Raw genomic sequence first — 22275 nt, forward strand, 5'->3', positions numbered from 1 at the left:
TGCGACACTGTCGCAGGCCCTTTTTCGTGCGTCTCTCCATTTGGCGCCCTGTCCGGAAACCGCTACCTTCATAGCCGCTTTTGAACCCACCGCTTGGCTCGGGCACCATCCTGATGTCGCCTACGGGCAGCATGGATCGCCAACGACCAAGGACGCGACATGGCTCACCTGCAACGCATCGTGATGATCCACGGCCACCTCGAGGGGGTGGTGGAACTCAGTGTGGACGGCCACACCAACATCTGTGGCACCAACGCCTCGGGCAAGACGACCCTGCAGCGTCTGGTGCCGGTCTTCTACGGCGAGCAGCCCAACAAGGTGGTGCCGAAGACCCGGCTCAAGTTCGATGCCTTCTATCTTCCGCACCGCAATAGCTATCTCGTCTACGAGTACAGTCGTGAGGAGGGCGATGTCTGTCAGGCGGTGCTGACACGCAAGAGCGATGGTGGCGTCGAGTATCGCTTCGTCGGGGCCCCCTATCGCCCCGAGGACTACCTGGTGGAGAGCGAGGGCGGCGTCACCGCCCTGGACTACGCCCAGTGGGCCAACGGCCTGCGCCGACAGGGCGTCTCGGTCTCGCCCAAGCTGGGCGCCACCTCGGAATACCGCTCGGTGATCCAGAATGACTTCACCCAGACCGGGTCCCAGCCCAGGGGCAACAGCAAGGAGGGGCTGCGTCTGCGCCAGGTGGCCGCCCGCTTCAGCCTGGTGCGCCCGGGGCAGCGCATCCGGCATATGGAGAAGCTGGTGTCCGCGGTACACGCCAAGGAGGGCAAGATGGACACCCTCAAGACCATGCTGGCGGCGATCTTCGAGGAGGACGGTGTCGAGCTGCCGGTGACCCGCATCCGCAACACCAAGGCACGGGAGTGGATCGACCGCATGCGTCAGTCGATGCGCCTGGCGCCCCTTCAGCGCTCGCTTTCTGCCCTGGAGAGCCTCGATCGAGAGATCGCCGATGTCGAGACCTCGCTGTGGCAGCTTCGGCCCCAGCTCGAGGCCGACCGCCATCGCGCCGAACGCGAGAGCGCAGATCTCGAGGCGCAGATCCAGCGCCAGCAGCGTGCCTTCCAGGCACGGGAGGAAGCCTACCAGGAGGCCCGCGATGCGCTGAATGATCGCTTGAGTTCGCTCGACAGCGAGCTGAGCAAGGCGCGAGCCGACCTCGATGACCTGCAGCGCCAGTTCGAGGCCTTCGAGGAGGCCGACATGCCGGGCCTCGAACAGGACCTCAAGGCGCTGCCCCAGTGGCGCGACCAGCAACAACAGCTGCGCGACCACCTGGAACTGATGCAGCAGGCAGTGAAGGAGAGCAAGGCCAGGCTGGAGGCGCGTCTGGTGGAGCTGGGCGACCTCCTCGAGCAGCGCCGCGACGAGCTCCAGGCACTGATCGATGCATTGGGCGAGGAGAAGGAGGTCTGTCGCGACCAGCAGAGCGATGCCGAGAGCCGCCTGGACGCCGACTACCAGGCCCGCCGCCAGGCCCTGGAGGAGGACTTCCGCACCCGCCTGGACCAGGTCACCGCGCGGCTCTCCGAGCTCAAGGCGCAGCTTTCCCATGGCGCCCAGACCCCGGAGGAGGCCCGCGAGGCGGAGCAGGCTCAGGCCCGGGTCGACCAGGCCCAGAGCGAACAGAGTGCGGCTGCCGCCGCCATGGAGAGCGTGCGAGCCGAGCTCGATGAGCGCAAGCAGGAACGCGAGGCCGCCGAGCGCGCGCTGGAACGAGTCCGAGCGCAGCGCTCCCGCGCCGAGGCACACCGCGATGCCCTGCTGGTTCAGCGCGACCCCGCCCAGGGCAGCCTGCGCCACTTCCTGCGCCACCACCGCCCGGGCTGGGAGCAGGGCCTGGGCAAGGTGATCGCGCCCGAGCTCCTCGAGCGTCGCGACCTGGCGCCCCAGCTCAACGAGGACGCCAGCGACGACCTCTTTGGGCTGGCGCTGGACCTGGCCGCCATCGCGCTGCCCGAGCACGCCCAGGACGAGGCCAGCCTGCTGGCCGAGATCGAGGCCGCCGAGGCGGCACTGGGTGAGGCACAGGAAGCCGAGAAGGGCGCCGAGAAGGCGCTCCGCGCCTGCCACCAACGGGTCCAGGAGACCGATGCGCGCCTCGACCGTGCCCGGGGCGCTCGTCGCCGCGCCGCCGAGGAGGTCGATTATGCTCTGCAGGCGCGCAGCCAGTGCCAGCAGCGCCACGCCGCCGCGCAGCAGGCGCGCCAGGTCGCCTGTCGCGAGGCGCTCGAGGAGCAGGAGGCCGTGCAGCAGGCGCTTCGCGACGAGCAGTGTCGGGCCCTGGAGGCCCTGGCCGACGGCCACCGTGCCCAGCGCCTGGAGCTGACCGCCGACTTCCAGGGGCGGCTGGCCGGCTTCGATCAGCAGGTCGCCCAGCACCGCCGCCAGCTGGACGACCACCGAGAGGAGACCCGCCGCCAGCGTGACGAGCTGCAGGCCGCCTTCGACCGCGAGCTGACCGAGCAGGGCGTCGACCCGATCACCGTGCGCGAGACCCGCTCACGCCTGGAGGCCCTGGCCATACGCATTCGCCAGACCACCGAGCGCGAGGATGAACTGAGGGAATATCGTCACTTCATGCGCGTGGCGTGGGGGGAGCGCAAGCCGCGCCTGGTGGAAAGGGAGGCCGAGCTCTCCCGCGAGCGCCAGCAGGCCGAGCGCGAACGCGAACAGCACCGGGCCGACTTCCGCACCGCCCGCAGCGAGCACCAGGCGGCGGTGAGGGCGCTGAAGGCCCGCCGCGACGCGGCCAGGGCGCTGGTCGAGACCCTCGCCCCGCTGCTCGACAAGCTCGAGGCGCTGAGTCTCGATCCCGCCCCGGAACCCATCGGCGAGGCCCCGGGGGATGCCGCTGAACGCATCGAGCGCGTTCGCCAGGGGCTTGCCGACCATGCTCGGCGGCTGGACGAGCTGCGTCGCGGCTGCGAGAAGATCGAGTCCGAGCTGATCAAGGGCGCCAGCGCCGACTTCCAGGACATGCTCGAGGCCGAGCGCGCCAAGCTCGAGGGCGAGAGCCCGCGCCGGCTGCTGCCGGTGATCGCCGGCATGCTCCAGCTGCTCGAGGGACAACAGCAGCAGCTGCTGCAGGAGGGACGCAATCTCTCCGACGACCTGGACAAGTTTTTTACCGTGTTCCGCGACCTCAATCGGCGCATCAATGCCCAGAGCCGGCGGCTCTCCGACGAGGTGGCCGACGACCTCAGGCTCGAGGGCATCGGTCGCGCCGAGGTCAAGATCCAGTCGACCATCGACGAGCTCGGGTTCTGGGAGCCGCTCAAGCGCTTCGCCCAGCGCTACCACGAATGGCGCGACTCGGGCCAGCCGCTGCCCGGTGACGACTACCTCGATGCCCTGGCCGAGGTGGTGGAGCTGTTGCGCAGTGATCAGCAGTACAGCTTCGAGAGCCTGCTGCGCCTGGAGCTGCACCTCAACGAGGGCGGCACCGACCTGGTCATCAGGAACGACCGCCAGCTGCTGGAGTCGTCCAGCCACGGCATGGCCTACCTGATCCTGTGCAAGTTCCTGCTCGCCTTCACCCGGTTGCTGCGCGGCCAGGCCCAGGTGGCCATCCACTGGCCCATCGACGAGATCGGCACCCTGGCCTATCACAACGTCGAGAAGCTGTTCGACGCCTGCGACAACAACCGCATCCACATCGTCGGCGCCTTTCCCAACCCGGAGTCGGATGTGCTGCTGCTGTTCCACAACCGCTACCTGATTGACCGCGATGAGGCCGCTCCCGGCAAGCGGCGCCTCAAGCGCATCGAACCGCGCCTGAGCCGCCTGGCCCAGCGGCTTCAGGCCCGCGCCGAGGAGGCCGCCCCATGACCGAGCGCTCGATGACCGAACATGGCCCCCTGCTCGAACGCCTGCTGGCCGGCGAGTTCATCTGCGCGGTGAGCGACGAGAGCGCCTTCCGCCGCCTGCAGGACGACGAGGTTCGCGAGCAGCTCGATACCTACCTGCGCCCGCTCAACCGTCGCCTGGCCACCAACGACGAGGGCAGCGTCTACTTCCTGGCCTGGCGCCGGCTCGACGAGGGCGCTCGCGAGCAGCTCTCGCGCCAGCTGGCGGACACCGTCAACAGCCTGCTGCCGATGCTGGAGTGGCTTCAGCTGGTGCAGGAGACCCTGGGCCGCGACGGCCTGGCTGCCCCCGGCGACGTGCTCAAGCCCGCCGACTTCAGCTCGCGCTGCGAGGACAACCAGGGGCTTCGCGAGCGCCTCGAGCGACTGGCCACCGATCCCTTCTTCGGCTCCCAGAGCGACCAGCTCGATGCCCAGCTCAAGCAGGTCTTCAAGCGCCTGAAGGAGCACGGCTACCTGCTCCAGCCCCACGCCGATCGCCAGTACTTCGTGGTCACCGCCAAGATCGACTACCTGGTCGACCTGGTGCGTTTCATCCGCGACGAGGAGAACCTGCCCGTGGACGACCAGCCCCCGGCCAGCCAGGAGAGCCTGCTGTGAGCGACCGCGATGCCCACGCCCTGGAGAGCCGCCTGATCGGCACCGGCGTCGAGCGCCTGGCGCTGCTCGGCAAGCACGCCGAGGCGCTGATGGCCGGCTATGCCCGGGACGAGGTGCCCCTGGAGGGGCTCAGCACCACCGCCCTCAACCGGCTGCTGGCGGCGCGCATCCTGTGGCGGCCGGACGAGCAGGGCGGGGTGAAGCTTTCCCCCAAGGTGCGCGAGCTGATCGCCGAGATGCTCGCCGACGAGACCCGGCGCCACGTCAACGCCGACGTGGCCGAGACCCTGGAGCTCATGCGCACCCTGGTGCAGAGCTACCGCGAGGCCCGCGACGCCGGCGAGTACTGGCGCCAGGAACAGCAGCTACTGCGCCTGCGCCAGGAGGTGGATGACCTCAACGGCCGCTTCGCCGACGCCATCGACAGCCTGTGGCGGCGCCTCAACAGCGACTTCGGCTTCGTCAGCCGCCTGGGCGACAAGATTCGCGAGAACGAGCGCGCCCAGAAGCAGATCGTGCGCCTGCTCGACAGCCTGGCGCTGATCGACTTCCACGAGCTGATCGAGCTGGTGGGCAGCGATGGCGCCCTGCGCAAGCTGCTGGTCAGCGGCCTGCAGCACCAGCTCACCCAGCACTACACCAGCCTGCGCGAGGTGCAGCGGCGCATGGTCGAGCTGATGGCGCGCTTCCGCCAGCAGCAGTCGCGAAGCCGCCTGGTGGCCGGCATGGCCGGCTTCCTTCGTGAACATCCGGGCTTCGTGCCCGGCAACTACGCCCGGCGCAGCGAGGTGCCGGCGCTGGTCAACCGCGCCGCCCCGCTGATCGCCGCCGGGGCCGCGGCCCTGGATCACCACCCCGATACTCGGGCACTCACCGAACTGCTGCACCAGCTGCCGCGGCCTGTTCATCGCCCGGAACCGGTGACCGCTGCCGGCGCCGCGGCGCCCCAGGAAGACACCCTCGTCGCCGCTCGTCAGCAGGCGCTCAAGGAGGACGTGGAGCGCTTCTATCTTGCGGTGGTGGACCGCGGCGGGGAGGGGCTCAGCGCATTGGCGTACCTGCAGGAGGGCGAGCTGGCGTGGGGCGAGGAGATCTGGCTCTTCCAGGTGATTGCCGAGTTCCAGGGCCTGCCCAGGGGCGAGCAGCGCGCCTTCCGCCTTAGCCAACAGGAGAGCCAGGCCAGCCCCTTCAACCACCTGCGGCTGATCCATGACGTCAACCTGGCGCTGAGGGCGGGGGCATGAACCTGTCGTCGCGCGCTCGCCACCTGCTCCGCGACGCCGGCCAGGCGCTGCGTCGCACGCCCAGCGTAGAGAAGCGTCGCAGCAAGGTGGTGAACGAGGTCGTGGCCTGGTGTCAGGCGCACGATATCGAGCTCGGCCCGCGCCTCACCCACGCCCGCCTGCAGCTCGACCCTGACCTGCTCGCCCGGATCGACGAGACCCTGGTTGCCCTGGGCGAGCCCGCCATCGCCGCCGACCTCAGCGGCCTGACCACCGCCGAACAGGCTCACCTGGGTAACCGCGAGGAGAAGGGTGTGCGCGAGAAGCCCCGCGATCGCCGCGTGCTGGCCAGCTTCCCCGCTGCGGCGGCGCAGCGGCCGGGACTGGTGAGCTGCCCCCGGGATTTCCTCGACCTCGACTGGCGCGACCTCGACCTCGACGCCTTCGACGTGCTGGTTCAGGTCGAGAACCTCGATGGCTTCTACGCCTTCGCGTCGACCACTGCGGCGCTGGCCGACGACGCCCGCCCGCTGGTGCTCTACCGCGGCGACAGGCACTACGGCGGCGCCTTCGCCAGGGTGGCCGCGGCCTGGGCAGAGAGCGCCAGGCCCCACTTCTATCTCGGCGACTTCGACGCCAAGGGGGTGAGCATCGCCCTCGCCAGCCGCGCCACCCATCTGCTGTTGCCGCCGCGCGAGGATCTGGTCGAGCGCGCCAATGCCGCGCACCTGCCGCCTGAGCAGCAGGGCTACCAGCCGGCCCTGCGCGACCACGCCGCCCGCCTGCCCATTGGCCACCCGCTGGCCGACTACCTCGCCATCCTGCTTCGCGAGCAGCGCGGCCTGCGTCAGCAGTGGTTTGGTGATTCACTCCAAGCAGTGCCGTTGGGTGAATCTGGGCTTTAAGGGAAAGGCATCCGCTCACTTCGTTTCACACCTACCACATGGATATCTCGGAATTAGGTCTTTTACCTAGGTGTAGGGTGCCGGGCAACTGATCATCCGGGATCCGCCAGCTGGTGGTATTCCTTTTCTATCCCGTTTCGGCGGGGTCATGCGAGCCGCCAGGCTGTCTCGTTGACCAGGTTGATCGGGCGCTCGCCCTTGAGCGCCAGGATCAGGTTGTCCACGGCCCGCTGGGCCATGGCGGTGCGCGTCTCGTGGGTCGCCGAGCCGATATGCGGCAGGGCCACCACGTTGGTCATGTGCGGCAGCGGCGACTCCGGCGACAGCGGCTCCTGCTCGAAGACGTCCAGGCCGGCGGCGCGAATGCGCCCCATCTCCAGTGCCTCGATGAGCGCCGCCTCGTTGACGACCTTGCCGCGGGCGATGTTGACGAAGATCGCCGAGGGCTTCATCAGGGCAAACTCTCGCTCGCCGATCAGGTGTTCGGTCTCGGCGGTGAGGGGCACGGTGACGCAGATAAAGTCCGCCTCGGCGAGCAGCGCGTCCATCTCGCGACGCTCGGCCCCTAGTTCGCGCTCGAGCTCGGGCTTGGGGGAGGCGTTCGAGTAGAGGACGCGCATGCCGAAGCCCAGGGCGCCGCGCCGGGCCACGGCGGCGCCGATGCGCCCGAAGCCGATCAGCCCCAGGGTCTTGCCGTGCACGTCACTACCGAAGTGTTCGGGACCGATCCCGGCTTTCCAGTCGCCGCGCTTGACCAGGTCGGCCAGCTCCACGGCGCGCCGGGCGGCGGCCATGATCAGCAGGAAGCCGGTGTCGGCGGTGGTCTCGGTGAGCACGTCCGGGGTATTGCACAGCAGGATGCCGCGACGGGTCAGCGCCTCGACCGGGTAGTTGTCGTAGCCCACCGAGATGGTGGCGATGGCTTCGAGCTGGGGCGCGGCGTCGAGCAGCTCGGGGGTGATGGCCAGGCTGGCGCCGATGAGGCCGTGGGCGTCGGGTAGCGCGGCCCGGAAGTCAGGATCGTCGGCGGAGGTCAGGCCGGGAAAGGCCAGGACCTCGAAGTCCTGGCCAAGCTGGGCCAGCTGGTCATCGTTCAGGCGGCCATAGGCCAGGATGCGTTTCTTCATGGTTCAGGCTCCTTTTGGGCAAAGGACAAGGTATCTACCGGGCGGCTCGGGCTTCAGGTGCAGTGAGGCGCTCACGACCGAGCAGACACTCCATGTCCCCACCACCTGCATTACCAGTGCGCCGACCAGGTTGCCGAGGGGTACCGCGTACCGGCGAGAGCGAGTGTCGAGAAGGGGCCAGTCTGCAACCCTTCATGACTAACTGGCCAGCCGCTACTGCGCCATCGAGGGTAAGCCAGCCTGGATAGGCTGCTGGGTGAGAGCATGCTTCGCGGGCACCCTTAAACTTTGGTCGCAATTCGATCAGTAGGACTTGCCCGGCAAGTGACTGGTGATTAATTTGTCATTTGTATGATGTATGACAACACACCCGTTGTCGATCACCCGCGAGGCGGTCGGGGAGCCCCTGACCCGGAAAGCATGAGGACGGTTGCGTGAAGTTTTCCAGAGAAGCAGTGGTGCAAGCCATCGGCGATGGTCTGCTGTCGTTTCCCATCACGGATTTCGACCAGGAGGGCCGTTTCGACGCCGAGAGTTATCGCCGTCGGCTGGAGTGGTTCATCAGCCACGACATCTCCGCGGTCTTCGTGGCCGGTGGTACCGGCGAGTTCTTCAACCTGTCGCTCGACGAGTTCCGCGAGATCGTGCGCGTGGCCGTGGAGACGGTGGACGGCAAGCTGCCGGTGATCGCCAGTGCCGGGCTGAGCGTCGAGAGCGGCAAGGCCTTCGCCCAGGCGGCTGAGGAGGCTGGTGCTGACGGCATCCTGCTGATGCCACCCTATCTGACCGAATGCCCCCAGGACGGACTGGTCGAATATGCCCGCCAGATCTGTGCGTCCACGTCGCTCAATGTCATCTATTACAACCGCGGCAACGGGATCCTCGATGCCGGGTCCGTCAAGGCACTGGCCGAGGCCTGCCCCAACCTGGTCGGCCTCAAGGACGGCAAGGGCGACATCCAGGCCCTGAACAAGATCGTCAAGACCGTGGGCGACCGGCTTGTCTATATCGGCGGCGTGCCGACCGCCGAGATCTTCGCCGAGGCCTATCTGTCCATCGGCGTCAACACCTACTCATCGGCCGTGTTCAACTTCGTGCCCGACATGGCCGTGACCTTCTACAAGGAACTCCGCAAGGGCAACAGCGAAGTCGTCAAGCAGATCACCAACGACTTCTTCATTCCCTTCGTGGACCTCAGGGATCGGAAGAAGGGCTATGCCGTCAGCCTGATCAAGGCCGGCGCCGAGATCATCGGTCGTCCGGCGGGCAGCGTACGCGCGCCCCTGACCATGCCCTCATCCGAGGAGCGCCAGCAGCTCGAGACGCTGGTGGGTATCGCCAAGCAACTATAAATCGACAACAGCTAAGAGGTGTAAGAATGACCTTATCCAAGAAGACACTGGCAGGACTGGGCTCCGCCGCGGTCATGGCGTCGATGACTTTCGGCGCCGGCATCGCCATGGCCCAGGACGGTCAGCTGCGCGGCAACATACGAGTCGTCATCGGTTCCACGTCCACCGGGGGGGACACCTACCAGAACTCCAGCATCGTGGTGGACAAGCTGGCCGAGCATCTCGACCTCAACATGAAGGTCGACGCCGTCGGTGCGAGTTCTGCCTTTCGTACCCTGGACCGCGACGCACGCGGCAACACCCTGATGATCTTCCACGACCAGTCCTATCTGGGCCATCTGTATGGTGTGGAGGGCTACGAGAATATCTTCGAGAAGTACACCATCGGGCCGACCGTGGCGATCAACCCGGGTAACGCCTATCTGGTGCCCAAGGACTCCCCATACGAGACCCTCGATGAGGTCATCGCGGCGGTAGGCGATGGCGAGACCGTGCGCGTGGCGATCCAGCCGGGGGGCGTCTCCGAGATCGGCTTCAGTGCCCTGAAGAACGCCGTTTCTATCGAGCACCCGGGGCAGGAGGACAACCTGGTCGCCGTCAACACCGGCTCGCAGTCGGACAAGAATCAGCAGCTCTTCGATGATCAGGTCGACATGATCCACGGTTCCGTGCAGGCCAATGAGCAGTACACCCGCCTCGCCGAGGACGACCAGAAGGCCATGCGCTTTGTCTGGCTGACCGCGCGCCAGGACACTATTGAACAGGCACCGGAGGAGGGCCTTGGCAAGACCTCCCGCGAGCAGCTGCTCGAGTACGTCGAGCCCAACGTCCACGTCACCATGGGCGACGACGAGACCTTCACCTTCGATAAGGAGTTCTTCTTCCTCTACAACAAGGACATGGATCCGGGCATCGTCGAGCAGATCGACGAGGCGCTGACCGAGATCTATGAAGAGGGAGAAATTCAGGAGACCCAGAAGAACTCCTTCTTCATCCCCAACTTCAAGCCTTCAGACGAGGCCTCGGAGTACCTGAACGAGAAGATGTCTCGCTACGAAGAGATCATCGATAACATCAAATAAGCGATCCGGGCATCGACGGCGGTATGCGGTCGATGCCCCGCCATTTGGCGTGAATCGCTATAGAACACTGATGGGCAGGCTACCCTACTGCTCATGCCGGAGCCGCTATGGAATCAGGTCTTTCCAATCTGTTAAGTGTCTCGATAGACTTCGGGACCTCGCACCTGCTGTTTCCGACGATCATCCACTGGATCATGGCAGGGCTTTTCTTGGTCATCCTGGTGACCAAGGTGGTCCCCTTCCTGGCCGCGGTGAAGCGAGGAGAGCGTACCCTCCCCATCGTGGGGGAGCCCATGGATGCTTACCGTTTCTTCGGCACGCTCGTCCTGATTGTGGCGTATTTCTATCTGATGGACGTGGTGGGCAACCTCTTCCCTTACACGGGCTACGGCTTCCTGTTCGTTTCGATGCCCTTCGTGCTGATCATGTCGCTGATGTATATGCATGAATGGACGAAGAAGGCGGTCATCATCGCGGTGATCAATGCCATCGTCGCTCCCGGCCTGGCCTGGTTCATTCTTGCCAAGCTTTTCACCATCACCCTGCCGTGATCTAAGCGAGTGCCACCATGGAATTCCTTTCACTTCTCGATGTCACCTTTTTCCTGCTTGCCGGATTCGGTGCACTGATCGGCATCATCTTCGGCGCGATACCGGGCATGACCGCTACCATGGCGGTGGCGGTCTGTCTGCCGCTGACCTATGCCCTGGGACTGCACCACGGCCTGGCGTTACTGCTGGGTCTCTACGTGGGCGGTATCTCGGGCGGCATGGTGCCGGCGGTACTGCTCAACATACCTGGCACGCCCTCCTCGATCACCACCACCTTCGATGGCTACCCGATGGCTCGCAAGGGAGAAGGGGAGAAGGCGCTGCGCGTGTGTGTCATCGCCTCCGTCATCGGAGGGCTGATCAGTGCCGCCGTGCTCTTCCTGTTCGCTCCCATGCTGGCCGACTTCTCGATCAAGTTCTCCTACGTGGAGAAGTTCCTGATCATTCTCTTGGCCCTGAGCGTCATCGCCTCGCTGTCGAGCAGCATGCTGGTGGGCATCTTCAGTGGCGTTATTGGTATCTGGCTGAGCCTGATCGGCGACTACAGCATCTCCGATGGCGGCAACGGCAAGACGCGGCTGATGGCCGATTTCATGGAACCCTACCTGTTCGAAGGTTTCTCCCTGCTGCCGGTGCTGATCGGCATCTTCGGCATCTCCACCATCCTGCTCGAGGCCGAGAAGGGGGTGAAGAGTGAGCTGAGCCATGAACGCGTCAAGTTCGGCAAGGGGAGTGGTTTCTCCCTGGGGCTGTTCAAGGGACGCCTGACCAACCTGGTGCGCTCGTCCTTCATCGGGACCTTTGTCGGCATGCTGCCTGGTGTTGGTGGCAGTGCCGCCTCCGTGCTGGCCTATACCCAGGAGAAGAACCTGGCGAGGGACTCCTCGCAGATGGGCAAGGGCGCCCCCCAGGGGCTCATTGCCTCGGAGTCGGCCAACAATGCGCTGACCGGCGGCGCACTGATTCCGCTGCTCTCCCTGGGGATTCCCGGTGATTCCACCACCGCCGTACTGATTGGCGCCTTCACCCTACAGGGTATTCAGGTGGGGCCGCTGTTCATCCCCGAGAATGCCAATACCTGGTACATCATGATGACGGCGCTGGTCTTCGCCAACGTCGTGATGTTCTTCCTGATGTTTTTCGCCATCAAGCATATCGCCAAGGTGGTGATGGTGCCCAAGCATATCCTTTATCCGATCATCGTGATGATGTGTGTGGTGGGCGCCTATGCCATCAACTACGGCATCATGTTCGATGTCTGGACCCTGCTGATCTTCGGCATCCTCGGCTACCTGATCCAGAAGGTCGGTCTGGAAGTGGCGCCGCTGATCATCGGGTTCATTCTGGGCAGCCAGGCGGAGGTCTACTTCGTCAAGAGCCTCGAGTCGTTCGGCACCCTCTCGATCTTCTTCACCAAGAGCCCCATTGCCGTGGTGCTGTGGCTGTTGATCCTGGCATCCGTGGCGTTCTCCATCGCGATGAGCCTGAAGAATCGCAAGAGAGACCGCGAAGAGCAGATTGGCTAGACGCTCCCGTCTAATACTGATGCATCTGGGACGCGCAGCCGAACCCTAGTCTTACGATTGAAATTTTCAGAGGAAAAGCGACATGCTCCCGAAGATAAAGACCATGCGCGTGGTCCCCGTGGCCGGATACGATGGCTTCCTGTTGAACCTCAGCGGCGGGCATGCGCCCTGGTTCATCCGCTGCGTGGTGATCCTCGAGGACGATGCCGGCAACCAGGGGGTCGGCGAGATTCCGGCCAGTGCCGGCATCCTCAAGGGGCTGGAGCAGTGCCGTGAGCTGGTAGAAGGCTCGCGGGTCAACGATATCAAGCAGACCCTCAACCAGGTACGCCTGCGGCTGGCTCAGAACGGCCGCGAGGAGCGAGGTCGCCAGACCTTCGACTTGCGGGTGGCGGTGCACGTGATCACCGGCATCGAATCCGCCCTGTTCGACCTCTATGGCCAGGCGCTGGGCATGCCGGTGGCCGACCTGCTCGGTCATTACGGCCGCCAGCGCGACGAGGTCGAGGCCCTGGGTTACCTGTTCCTGCTTGGCGACCCGGCCAAGACCGACCTGCCCTATCCTCAGGCGAGCGACCCACAGGATGCTTGGGACGAGGTACGCTGCCGTGAGGCCCTGACCCCCGATGCCGTGGCCAACCTGGCCAAGGCCGCCTTTGAGCGCTACGGCTTCAGGGACTTCAAGCTCAAGGGTGGCGTGCTGCGCGGCGAGGAAGAGGCGGACTGCATCCGCGCGCTGCACGAGGCCTTCCCCGAGGCGCGCCTGACCCTCGACCCCAACGGTGCCTGGAAACTCGACGAGGCGGTGCGGGTGCTGGAACCGATCAAGCACCTGCTGAGCTATGCCGAGGATCCCTGCGGCCAGGAGGAGAGCTACTCGGGCCGTGAGACCATGGCCGAGTTCAAGAAGCGCACCGGTCTGCCCACGGCGACCAACATGATCGCCACCGACTTCAAGCAGCTGCAGTACGCCGTACAGCTCAATGCCGTGGATATCCCCCTGGCCGACTGCCACTTTTGGACCATGCAGGGCGCCGTGGCGGTGGGCGAGCTGTGCCACGAGTGGGGCTTGACCTGGGGCTCCCACAGCAACAACCACTTCGACATCTCGTTGGCCATGATGACCCATGTGGCCGCGGCCTGCCCTGGCGAGATCACCGCCATCGATACCCACTGGATCTGGCAGGACGGCCAGCGGATCACTAAGGAGCCGTTCCTGATTCGCGACGGCAAGCTAACCGTGCCGAAGACCCCAGGCCTGGGTGTCGAGCTGGATGAAGAAAAGCTGATGGAGGCGCATCGCCTCTACCAGGGCCTCGATGTGACGCAGCGCAACGACGCCATGGCCATGCAGTACCTGATTCCCGGCTGGGAATTTGACCCAAAGCGTCCGGCACTGGTGCGCTAGGGTTTGCCAGGCTGCTAGACTAAAAGTCATACTTTTGGTCAAAGGCATTTTTCCATGGCAGAGGATACGAAAATGTCGCCAGAAATCGCGCGATTGGACGTGCACAAGGTGGCCAAGCAGGGAAGTCTCTCCGCCCATGTCGCCGACCAACTCGAGGCGCTGATTCTTGAGGGAAAGGCCAAGGTAGGCGAGAAACTCCCCACGGAAAGTCAGCTGTGTGATTCCTTCGGCGTCAGCCGCACGGTCATCCGCGAGGCGATCACCCACCTCAAGTCGCTAGGGCTGGTGGCGACACGGCGTGGCGTGGGCACTACGGTGCTGCGTTCCCAGGCCGTGGAGGCTCGCCCGGCAGAGCGCATCAACCCGACCACGGTGGAGGATATCCTGCATGTCCTCGAGCTCCGCCTGGCCCTGGAGCCTGCTGCGGCGGAGCTGGCCGCGCTGCGTCACGATGAGGCAGACGGTCGCCGGCTCGAGGAGAAGCACGCGGCCTTTCTCAAGGCGTGCGCCGAGAAATCCCAGGCGCGGGTGGAGGACTACGAGTTCCACCATGCCATTACCCAGGCCACCCATAATCCGGCCTTCACGCAGCTCTACGAGCAGCTCAGTCCCAGCAGCATTCCTCGTGCCAAGTTGCTGAGCATCGACATCAATCCCGCCGCGGCGGCGCGTTACCTCGAGCGGGTCCAGGAAGAACACGCCTTTATTCTCGAGGCAATCCTGTCACGCGATGCCGAGGCGGCAAGAGAGACCATGTTTCAGCACCTCAACCGGTCACGAAACATGTACGCCCAGTACCAGGAAAGCTGAACCACCGAACCAAGGGAGACAGCATGACCCCACAAGGCACTTCCCTGATCGGCCAGCGCGCCGTCACCGGCGACCAGGCCGTCATCCGCCCCATCGACCCGGCCTCCGGGGAGGCGCTGGCCCCCGAGTATCCGGGGCTGGACCGCCACGCGGTGGCCGAAGCTTGCCAGCTCGCGGAGGAGGCCCTCACCACCTACCGCGAGACCTCGCTGGAGGAGCGGGCAAGCTTTCTGGAAACCATCGCCGCCGAGATCGAGGCGCTGGGCGATGCGCTGGTCGAGCGCGCCATGGCCGAGACCGGCCTGCCCCGGGCACGGATCGAGGGTGAACGCGGGCGCACCTGCGGCCAGCTGCGCCTGTTCGCCTCCGTGGTGCGTGCCGGCGAGTGGCTCGACGTGCGCATCGACCCGGCTCTCCCGGATCGCCAGCCGATGCCCCGCGTCGACCTGCGCCAGCGCCACGTGGCCCTGGGCCCGGTGGCGGTGTTCGGCGCCTCGAACTTCCCGCTCGCGTTCAGCGTGGCGGGGGGCGATACCGCCTCGGCGCTGGCCGCCGGCTGTCCGGTGGTGGTCAAGGCGCATTCTGCTCACCCCGGCACCTCCGAGCTGGTCGGCCGCGCGGTGCAGAAGGCCGTGGCCAGCTGTGGCCTTCCCGAAGGCGTGTTCTCGCTGCTGTTCGGCTCGGGCAAGGAGATCGGCCAGGCGCTGGTCGCCGATCCGCATATCCAGGCCGTGGGCTTCACCGGCTCGCGCAACGGGGGCCTGGCGCTGATGGCCACCGCCCAGGCCCGCCCCCAGCCGATCCCGGTCTACGCCGAGATGAGCTCCATCAACCCGGTGTTCCTGCTGCCCGAGGCGCTCCAGGCACGCGCCAAGGAGATCGCCGAGGGCTTCATCGGCTCGCTGAACATGGGCGCCGGACAGTTCTGCACCAACCCGGGCCTGGTGATCGCCATCAAGGGCGAGGCGCTGGACGCCTTCACCGCTGCCGCCGGTGAAGCGGTCAAGGGCAGCGCCGCCCAGACCATGCTCACCCCGGGCATCCACGCCGCCTATGACGATGGCGTGAGCCAGCTGGCCGGAGAGGCTCGCGAGATCGCTCGCGGCTCGGCCAGCGAGGGCCCTCACCAGTGCCAGGCCGCGTTGTTCGCCACGAGCAGCGCCGACTTCCTGGCCAACGCGGCCCTGCAGGCCGAGGTGTTCGGTGCCGCCTCGCTGTTGATCGAGTGCGAGGACCTGGCTGAGATGCGCGCCGTGGCCGAGCAGCTGGAAGGCCAGCTCACCGCCACGCTGCAGATGGACGATGGCGACCTGGACGCCGCCCGGACGCTGTTACCGGTACTCGAGCGCAAGGCCGGTCGTGTCTTAGCCAACGGCTGGCCCACCGGCGTCGAGGTGTGCCATGCCATGGTCCACGGTGGCCCGTTCCCGGCGACCTCGGACAGCCGCACGACCTCGGTGGGCAGTGCCGCCATCCACCGCTTCCTGCGCCCGGTGTGCTACCAGAACCTGCCTGAAGGCTTGCTGCCCGAGGCCCTCAAGGAGGGCAACCCGCTGGGCGTCACCCGGCTGGTGGACGGCAAGCGGGATTAATTCCTGGAGTTTGCAAGTGGTTGGACCCTTTGGCGGCCTGCGGGCCGCCTCTTTGTTCTTGGCTCTACTCGGGTGTTGTCATTTCGTATCGGGTGCCGGTTAATCAATCACCCTGGACCCGAAACGCAAGGGCCTTTCACTTCCAGGCTGTTCCCGAGTCCCCTTCGTTAACGGCTTCAATCATCCGCTGGGTCATGCATGGCGTACCAACGCAACACCACCGCCCGGCGGGCGGTGGTGTTGATCACACAGGCAGACACGGCAGGGTCAACGCAGCGACAGGGCGCCACCTCCGAGATTGTCCTCTGCCTCGCGGTAGGCGGTGGCCTCCTGGGCCTCGACCTCCGGCGAGAAGCGCACCAGCAGGGTACAGAGGGCGGCGATGATCACGGCCACGCCCAGGTAGAAGAGCCCCTGCTGGTAACTGAGCGACTCGGAGCGGAACAGGAAGCCGGCGGCCACTGCACCGGCGTTGCCGCCGGCACCGACGATCCCGGCCACGGCGCCCAGCGCCCGCTTGTTGATGAAGGGCACCACGCCGAAGGTGGCCCCTTCCGCCATCTGCACGAAGAGACTGAACACCAGCATGATGCCGATGGCGAGTGCCAGCACATGCATCTGCGAGAAGAACATCAGGGCGATGCCCTCGCAGAGCATGGCGATGAACAGCCAGCGAACACGCCCCTTCAGGCCGGCCTGCCGGGCGAAGAGGTCCGAAAAGATGCCGCCCAGGGTGCGGGCGAAGAGGTTCATCAGGCCGAAGAGGCCGGCGATCATGCCGGCGGTGGCCAGGGTCAGGTCGAAGTTGTCGAAGAAATAGATGGCGGCGATGTTGTGGATGGTCAGCTCGACTCCGAAGCAGGCGGCATAGACCACGAACAGGGCCCAGACCCGGATGTCCCTGGCAGCGGCCAGGAAGGTCTGGCCGGCACTGCTCTCGCCGCTGGCCGCCGGCAGCTCGCCGCGAGCACGCAGCTCATCGAAGTTGCCGTCGGGGGCATCCTGGGTGAAGCGATAGTAGGCGATGCCGGTGAGGAACATCACCACGCCCGGGACCACCATGGCCAGCCGCCAGCCGAAGGCCTCGTTGACGCCCAGCATCAGCAGGCCCGAGAAGATGAGCGGCATGAGGATCTGGGTGGTCCCGCCGCCGAGGTTGCCCCAGCCTGCCGAGGTGGCGTTGGCGGTGCCCACCACGTTGGGCGCGAACATGATCGAGGTATGGTACTGGGTGATCACGAAGGAGGCGCCGATGGCACCGATCGCCAGGCGGGCGAGCAGGAAGGTCTCGAAGCTGTTGGCGAAGCCGATGGCCATCACCGGCAGGGCGCCGAGGCAGAGCAGCCAGGTATAGGCCTTGCGCGGCCCGATGCGGTCGCAGAGCACGCCGATCAGTAGCCTGACCACGATGGTGATGGCCACCGAGGCGATGATGGTGTTGCCGATCTGGGTCTTGGTCAGGTCGAGATCGTCACGAACCACCGCCATGAGCGGGGCGATGCCGAACCAGCCGAAGAAGCAGAGGTGGAAGGCGAACCACGAGAAGTGGAAGGCTCGCATCTGTGGCGTCTTGAGGGTGAACAGGCGAATCCTGTTGGCCTTGTTGCGGATCTCCATGGGAGTACCTCGTCGAGTGATGATCGAACACGCGATGTTGGGCCTTCACCGTTGAAGGTCGGGTCTGACGCACTCGTACTCCGGGGAGCCTGGTCCACGCCTGCCTTGCCGTTGATGAGTAACGCTCGGTATCTGTCTGGGAAGTGGGTTGTTGATCAGTGCCTTGATGGGGCGGCCACCGACGCTTGCGCATGACGCAGCTCCTTAAGGCGACAAGGGTTTGGCCTTGCATGCCCTGCCTTCATGCTTCGATCCACACCTCAGCGCCCTTGAAGCTCACCGCCCAGGTGCGCAGGCGTAGGCCGGGATTCTCCAGGCATTGGCCGTCCGCCAGCCGGTAGTGGTGCTTGTAGAGCGGCGAGGCCACGACCGGCTGGCCCTTCAGGTCGCCGACGATCCCCCGGGCGTTGACGTTGGCGCCCGCCATGGGGTCGTGGTGGTCGAGGGCGTAGAGTTCGGGGTCCTTGCCGGGGAGGTAGAAGAGGGCCACCTGGGCGGGCCCCTCGTCGGTCTCCACCCAGGCGGCGACGCCGGAGAAGGGCACCAGGTCGGCGCGGTGGCAGAGGGTTTGCCAGGTCTGGGTCATGGTCTTGGTCGCGGTAGCCGTATTCATGAGTGCTTCCTTGGAGTCAGCGAGAAATCGACGAGAGATGACGCGTCAAGCAGGGCGCAGCTGGCCGCGCTCTTCGGTCACGATGATGTCCGGGTCCGGGCGACTGTCGTTGACGAAGCTGCGGAAGCGCTTGAGCTTCTCCGGGTCGTCGATGGCATTGGCCCACTCGCACTGGTAGGTGTCGATGACGCTCTGCATCTGGCGCTCCAGCGCCTCGCCTATCCCCAGGCGGTCGTCGATGACCACCTCCTTGAGGTAGTCCAGGCCGCCTTCCAGGTTCTCGCGCCACACCGAGGTGCGCTGCAGGCGGTCGGCGGTGCGCACGTAGAACATCAGGAAGCGGTCGATGAGCTGGACCAGCCGCTCGTCGTCGAGGTCGGTGGCGAAGAGCTCGGCATGGCGTGGGCGCATCCCGCCGTTGCCGCAGACGTAGAGGTTCCAGCCGTGCTCGGTGGCGATGACGCCGATGTCCTTGCCCTGGGCCTCGGCGCACTCCCGGGTGCAGCCGGAGACGCCGAACTTGAGCTTGTGGGGCGAGCGCAGGCCCTTGTAGCGATGCTCGAGCCGGATCGCCATGCCCACGCTGTCCTGCACGCCATAGCGACACCAGGTGCTGCCCACGCAGGACTTCACCGTGCGCAGCGACTTGGCGTAGGCGTGGCCGGTCTCGAAGCCGGCGTCGAGCAGTTCGCTCCAGATCTCCGGGAGATCCTCCAGGCGGGCGCCGAACAGGTCGATGCGCTGTCCGCCGGTGACCTTGGTGTAGAGGTCGTACTTCTGCGCCACCTTGCCCAGCACCACCAGCTTGTCCGGGGTGATCTCGCCGCCGGGCACCCTGGGCACCACCGAATAGGTGCCGTTCTTCTGCATGTTGGCCATGAAGGTGTCGTTGGTGTCCTGCAGCGGGATATGGGCGGCATCGGTGATCGGCTCGTTGAAGCAGGAGGCCAGTATCGAGGCCACCGCCGGCTTGCAGATATCGCAGCCCAGGCGATGGGTCGCCGGGTTGCCGTGCGCCGCCATCAGCTCGCCGAAGGTCTTGATGCCTTCCACGCGGACGATGTCGAAGAGCTCCTGGCGGGTATGGGCGAAGTGCTCGCAGATCGAGCGGTCGACCGCCACGCCGCGTCGCTCCAGTTCGTGCTCCACGACGCTCTTGAGCAGGGCCGTGCAGCCCCCGCAGCCGGTGCTGGCCTTCGTCTCGCCCTTGATCGCGGCGAGATCCCCGGCCCCGCCATCGATGCTGGCGCAGATATCGCCCTTGGTGACGTTGTGGCAGGAACAGAGGGTGGCCGTCTCGGGCAGGGCATCCGGCCCCAGCGTCGGGGCACCTTCGCTGCTGGGCAGGATCAGCGAGGCCGGGTCCTCGGGAAGGTCAAGGCCGTTGCTGTAGTACTGCAGCAGGGTATCGTACACGCTGTTGTCGCCCACCAGCATGGCGCCGACCAGGCGCCTGCCGTCGCCGGAGACCACCAGCTTGCGGTACTGCTGCTTGAGCTGGTCGAGGTAGCGGAACACCCGGGCTCCAGGCGTCCGGTCGCCGTGGGCGTCGCCGATCGCCCCCACGTCGACACCCAGCAGCTTGAGCTTGGTGCTCATGTCGGCACCGCGGAAGCTCTCGCCCTCGCTGCCGAGCAGGGTGTCGGCGGCCACCTTGGCCATCTGGTAGCCGGGGGCGACCAGGCCGAAGATGCTGTTGTTCCAGAGCGCCACCTCGCCGATGGCCAGGATCGCCGGGTCGCTGGTCAGGCAGCGGTCGTCGATCACCACGCCGCCGCGCTCGCCCATCTCCAGGGCGCTGTCCCGGGCCAGTTCGTCACGCGGGCGGATGCCGGCGGAAAAGACGATCAGGTCGGCCTCCAGCACCTTGTCGTCCTGGAAGACCATGCGGTGGCCGGCGTCCAGTCCATCCTCGATGCGCTGGGTGGCCCGGTCGGTGTGGACCTGCACGCCCAGGGCCTCGATCTTCTCGCGCAGCAGCTCGCCCCCTTCGCCGTCGACCTGCATGGGCATCAGGCGCGGCGCGAACTCCACCACGGCGGTCTCCAGGTTCAGGCCGCGCAGGGCATTGGCCGCCTCCAGCCCCAGCAGGCCGCCGCCCACCACCACCCCGGTCGAGGCGCGCTCGGCGGCGGCGCGTATGGCATCCAGGTCGTCCAGGGTGCGGTAGACCAGGCAGCCCGGACGATCGCTGCCGGGCATCGGCGGCACGAAGGGATAGGAGCCGGTGGCCAGCACCAGGCGGTCGTAGGGGGTGCGGCCCTGGGCGGTCACCACGTCCCCGGCGTCACGGTCGATGGCGGTCACGGCCTCCGAGAGGCGCAGCTCGATGCCGTTGGCGGCATACCAGTCGACGTCGGAGAGGGCCAGGTCGTCGGCATCGCGTCCGGTGAAGTACTCCGAGAGATGGACCCGGTCGTAGGCGCGGTGACGCTCCTCGCCGAAGACGGTGATGGCGTAGCGCGCCGTGGCACCGCGCTCGATGAGCTGCTCGACCAGGTGGTGGCCGACCATGCCGTTACCGATGATGATCAGGTGTTGCTTGGGTGTGTTCATGCGGCCTCCTTGACGGGGCGGTCCTGGGTGTCGAAATCGGTGTCGAGGTCGTGGGCATCGAGCAGGGCGTCGGCATCGGCCGCACCGAGCAGCAGGGCCCGGCGACAGGGGCCGAGATCGCGGCCCGCCTGGGCCTGGCCGAACAGCCAGGGGCCCATGGCGGTGTCGCCGTAGAGGACGGCGCCCTCGAGTCGGCCGTCACGCAGCAGCAGTCGGCGGTAGTCGCCCTGCACGGGGTCGTGGTAGGCGAGCACCTCGTGGCCGGCGTCAGGATCGATGGGGCCGAAGGCAAACAGCGAGATGCCGCCGATCTTGAGCCTGGTGGCGCTGGGCCTTTCCTCGTAGCGGGCCCCCTCGGCGGGATTGGCCCCCAGCTGCTCGGCGAGCACCTCGACCTGGCGCCAGATCGGCTCCACCAGCCCGTAGGTGGTGCCCTCGAACTGGCAGCACTCGCCCAGGGCGTGGATCGCCGAGTCGCTGGTGGTGAGATGGCCATCCACCTCGATGGCGCGCTGCGTGGCGAGGCCAGCCTCACGGCCCAACTCGGCGTTGGGGGTGATGCCGGTGGCGATCACCACGCCGTCGGCGGCCAGACGCTTTCCGTCGGCGAGGCGCACTCCGGTTACCCGGCCGTGGTGGTCGCCCTCGATCGCTGCCAGCTGTGCGCCGGTGTGGATGGCCAGGCCGCGACGAGTGAGCTCGGCCTCCAGCAGGCCGGCGGCGGTGGCATCGAGCTGGCGATTCATGAGCTGCGCGGAGCGCTGCAGCACGCTGACCGCCAGGCTGCCCGTGCCCTGGCGGCACGCGGCCTCTCCGCGTTTGCGCAGTCCCTCCGCGGCTTCCAGGCCGAGCAGCCCCCCGCCGATCACCACGACCCGGCCGCCACGCTCGGCGACGCCTGCCAGGGCCTCGGCGTCGTCGAGGTCACGGAAGCCGTGGACGCCCGACAGCTCGATGCCGGGCACCGCCGGCATGGCCGGGCGCGAGCCGGTGGCCAGCACCAGACGCTGGTAATCGAGGGCACGACCGGCATCGGTGGTCAGCCGGCGCGCCGTGCGATCGATGGACGTGACCCGTTCGCCGAGCACCAGCTCGATGCCCTGCTCGGCGTACCACTCGGCCTTGCGCAGGATGAGGGCCTCGCGCTCCATCTCGCCGGCCAGCCAGGGCGAGAGCAGGATGCGGTTGTAGGCGGCGGTGGCCTCGTCGCCGACTACGGTGATCCGTGCCGGGCGGTCCGGTCGCTTGAGCAGGGCTTCGACCAGCCGGTGGCCGGCCATGCCGTTGCCGATGATCACCAGGTGTTCGGTCTCGGGCGGGGCTGGGTACATGATCAGGCACCTCCGGTGCGACAAAAAAAGAAGACGCCTCGGTGCTGCCCCGGCATCGGGGAGCACTGAGACGTCTTCGTCCAGGAGGGGCAATCACCGTTGATCGC

General features: G+C 66.4%; 16 protein-coding genes. 11 read left to right on the forward strand and 5 right to left on the reverse strand.

The genetic code is table 11. The features are described 5' to 3' along the window. The first annotated feature begins 159 nt into the window (after positions 1-159). From QLQ83_RS02415 to QLQ83_RS02430, 4 genes are read left to right on the forward strand one after another with little or no spacing between them, the layout of a single operon-like run. Positions 160-3837, forward strand: coding sequence for an ATP-binding protein (locus tag QLQ83_RS02415; protein ID WP_282733974.1), 3678 nt, complete (start codon positions 160-162; stop codon positions 3835-3837). 11 nt (positions 3838-3848) lie between these two features. After that, on the forward strand, positions 3849-4475 hold the full coding sequence (locus tag QLQ83_RS02420; protein ID WP_326521397.1) for a condensin complex protein MksE: 627 nt from the start codon (positions 3849-3851) through the stop codon (positions 4473-4475). Beyond that, positions 4472-5719 (forward strand): hypothetical protein, encoded by a 1248-nt coding sequence (locus QLQ83_RS02425; protein ID WP_282733976.1) that lies wholly within the window; start codon positions 4472-4474, stop codon positions 5717-5719. Before QLQ83_RS02420 ends, QLQ83_RS02425 begins: the two co-directional genes overlap by 4 nt. Further along, complete coding sequence (locus QLQ83_RS02430; protein ID WP_282733977.1) at positions 5716-6603, forward strand: DUF7281 domain-containing protein; 888 nt, start codon at positions 5716-5718, stop codon at positions 6601-6603. Before QLQ83_RS02425 ends, QLQ83_RS02430 begins: the two co-directional genes overlap by 4 nt. Before the next feature lie 146 nt (positions 6604-6749). Here QLQ83_RS02430 and QLQ83_RS02435 read toward each other — a convergent pair whose 3' ends face one another. Beyond that, on the reverse strand, positions 6750-7730 hold the full coding sequence (locus QLQ83_RS02435; RefSeq protein ID WP_282733978.1) for a 2-hydroxyacid dehydrogenase: 981 nt from the start codon (positions 7728-7730) through the stop codon (positions 6750-6752). Between the two features lie 434 nt (positions 7731-8164). On the opposite strand from QLQ83_RS02435, the gene kdgD reads away from it, so the two are divergent. From kdgD to QLQ83_RS02470, 7 genes are all read left to right on the forward strand, one after another. Beyond that, a complete protein-coding gene (gene kdgD / locus QLQ83_RS02440) occupies positions 8165-9082 on the forward strand; it encodes a 5-dehydro-4-deoxyglucarate dehydratase (protein WP_282733979.1) in 918 nt (305 codons plus the stop codon). 26 nt (positions 9083-9108) lie between these two features. Further along, positions 9109-10164: an ABC transporter substrate-binding protein gene (locus tag QLQ83_RS02445; RefSeq protein ID WP_282733980.1), complete on the forward strand. Its 1056-nt coding sequence runs from the start codon at positions 9109-9111 to the stop codon at positions 10162-10164. Positions 10165-10271: 107 nt separating this feature from the next. Further along, entirely contained in the window at positions 10272-10715 is a 444-nt protein-coding gene (locus QLQ83_RS02450) for a tripartite tricarboxylate transporter (protein ID WP_282733981.1), read from the forward strand. A gap of 17 nt (positions 10716-10732) precedes the next feature. Then, entirely contained in the window at positions 10733-12241 is a 1509-nt protein-coding gene (locus QLQ83_RS02455) for a tripartite tricarboxylate transporter permease (RefSeq protein WP_282733982.1), read from the forward strand. Positions 12242-12323: 82 nt separating this feature from the next. Then, positions 12324-13649 (forward strand): enolase C-terminal domain-like protein, encoded by a 1326-nt coding sequence (locus tag QLQ83_RS02460; protein ID WP_282733983.1) that lies wholly within the window; start codon positions 12324-12326, stop codon positions 13647-13649. Positions 13650-13721: 72 nt separating this feature from the next. Beyond that, the gene (locus QLQ83_RS02465; protein ID WP_282733984.1) at positions 13722-14459 is read left to right on the forward strand and encodes a FadR/GntR family transcriptional regulator; all 738 of its coding nucleotides are present in this window, start codon (positions 13722-13724) and stop codon (positions 14457-14459) included. A 23-nt stretch (positions 14460-14482) separates the two neighbouring features. Beyond that, a complete protein-coding gene (locus QLQ83_RS02470) occupies positions 14483-16051 on the forward strand; it encodes an aldehyde dehydrogenase (NADP(+)) (RefSeq protein ID WP_282733985.1) in 1569 nt (522 codons plus the stop codon). Positions 16052-16318: 267 nt separating this feature from the next. Here the strand turns inward: QLQ83_RS02470 and QLQ83_RS02475 are convergent, their stop codons facing one another. From QLQ83_RS02475 to QLQ83_RS02490, 4 genes are all read right to left on the reverse strand, one after another. Further along, entirely contained in the window at positions 16319-17668 is a 1350-nt protein-coding gene (locus tag QLQ83_RS02475; RefSeq protein ID WP_282733986.1) for a NarK family nitrate/nitrite MFS transporter, read from the reverse strand. Between the two features lie 241 nt (positions 17669-17909). Then, the gene (gene nirD, locus QLQ83_RS02480; protein ID WP_282733987.1) at positions 17910-18281 is read right to left on the reverse strand and encodes a nitrite reductase small subunit NirD; all 372 of its coding nucleotides are present in this window, start codon (positions 18279-18281) and stop codon (positions 17910-17912) included. Positions 18282-18326: 45 nt separating this feature from the next. After that, positions 18327-20837, reverse strand: a complete 2511-nt coding sequence (gene nirB, locus QLQ83_RS02485; protein WP_282733988.1) for a nitrite reductase large subunit NirB — start codon at positions 20835-20837, stop codon at positions 18327-18329. Continuing rightward, the gene (locus tag QLQ83_RS02490) at positions 20834-22168 is read right to left on the reverse strand and encodes an NAD(P)/FAD-dependent oxidoreductase (RefSeq protein ID WP_282733989.1); all 1335 of its coding nucleotides are present in this window, start codon (positions 22166-22168) and stop codon (positions 20834-20836) included. The genes nirB and QLQ83_RS02490 overlap by 4 nt, the downstream gene beginning before the upstream one ends. Positions 22169-22275 lie beyond the last annotated feature (107 nt).

Origin of the sequence: Halomonas rhizosphaerae (assembly GCF_030010555.1) — a bacterium.
Lineage (GTDB): Bacteria > Pseudomonadota > Gammaproteobacteria > Pseudomonadales > Halomonadaceae > Halomonas > Halomonas rhizosphaerae.

Excerpts from the sequence above, each read along its gene's own strand:
- QLQ83_RS02435 (WP_282733978.1), bottom strand. The coding sequence starts at position 7,730 with ATGAAGAAACGCATCCTGGCCTATGGCCGCCTGAACGATGACCAGCTG.
- QLQ83_RS02415 (WP_282733974.1), top strand. The coding sequence starts at position 160 with ATGGCTCACCTGCAACGCATCGTGATGATCCACGGCCACCTCGAGGGG.
- QLQ83_RS02470 (WP_282733985.1), top strand. The coding sequence starts at position 14,483 with ATGACCCCACAAGGCACTTCCCTGATCGGCCAGCGCGCCGTCACCGGC.
- QLQ83_RS02420 (WP_326521397.1), top strand. The coding sequence starts at position 3,849 with ATGACCGAACATGGCCCCCTGCTCGAACGCCTGCTGGCCGGCGAGTTC.
- QLQ83_RS02475 (WP_282733986.1), bottom strand. The coding sequence starts at position 17,668 with ATGGAGATCCGCAACAAGGCCAACAGGATTCGCCTGTTCACCCTCAAG.
- QLQ83_RS02460 (WP_282733983.1), top strand. The coding sequence starts at position 12,324 with ATGCTCCCGAAGATAAAGACCATGCGCGTGGTCCCCGTGGCCGGATAC.
- QLQ83_RS02455 (WP_282733982.1), top strand. The coding sequence starts at position 10,733 with ATGGAATTCCTTTCACTTCTCGATGTCACCTTTTTCCTGCTTGCCGGA.
- QLQ83_RS02465 (WP_282733984.1), top strand. The coding sequence starts at position 13,722 with ATGTCGCCAGAAATCGCGCGATTGGACGTGCACAAGGTGGCCAAGCAG.
- QLQ83_RS02445 (WP_282733980.1), top strand. The coding sequence starts at position 9,109 with ATGACCTTATCCAAGAAGACACTGGCAGGACTGGGCTCCGCCGCGGTC.
- QLQ83_RS02490 (WP_282733989.1), bottom strand. The coding sequence starts at position 22,168 with ATGTACCCAGCCCCGCCCGAGACCGAACACCTGGTGATCATCGGCAAC.
- QLQ83_RS02430 (WP_282733977.1), top strand. The coding sequence starts at position 5,716 with ATGAACCTGTCGTCGCGCGCTCGCCACCTGCTCCGCGACGCCGGCCAG.
- nirD (WP_282733987.1), bottom strand. The coding sequence starts at position 18,281 with ATGAATACGGCTACCGCGACCAAGACCATGACCCAGACCTGGCAAACC.
- nirB (WP_282733988.1), bottom strand. The coding sequence starts at position 20,837 with ATGAACACACCCAAGCAACACCTGATCATCATCGGTAACGGCATGGTC.
- QLQ83_RS02450 (WP_282733981.1), top strand. The coding sequence starts at position 10,272 with ATGGAATCAGGTCTTTCCAATCTGTTAAGTGTCTCGATAGACTTCGGG.